Raw genomic sequence first — 299 nt, 5'->3', positions numbered from 1 at the left:
TTCCATTGCTTCTAAATCCAACGCATTTTTACAATACAACGCTCGAACTTCTTGGAATGCAGAGAAGGCAAATCGTGACCAAGCAATCATATTTAAGTGAAGCGCGAAATTCAGTATTTCACCGCCTGAGCGGATCCCAGCGTCAAGCCCATCAACGACACATAATGAACCGTGGCCAACTAGGAGCATTCGGCGTAACTCAGGTTGACCGCCAAACGGAAGTGATTCCTTCCAACTGCGCCCGTGATAATAACGGCTTTTCACTGCCCACAGCACTCGAATCATGACTTCATTTATTG

1 pseudogene is annotated in these 299 nt (G+C 46.5%); it reads right to left on the bottom strand.

Features of this window, described 5'->3' with window-relative positions:
* Positions 1–285 (bottom strand): annotated as a pseudogene (locus AOA61_RS31970) (hypothetical protein); the annotation flags it as partial.
* Positions 286–299: the final 14 nt, after the last annotated feature.

Origin of the sequence: Pseudomonas sp. 2995-1, from assembly GCF_002742505.1 — a bacterium.
Lineage (GTDB): Bacteria > Pseudomonadota > Gammaproteobacteria > Pseudomonadales > Pseudomonadaceae > Aquipseudomonas > Aquipseudomonas sivasensis.
Note: the sequence above shows the minus strand (reverse complement) of the source record. Positions and strands in the feature narration are given on the sequence as shown.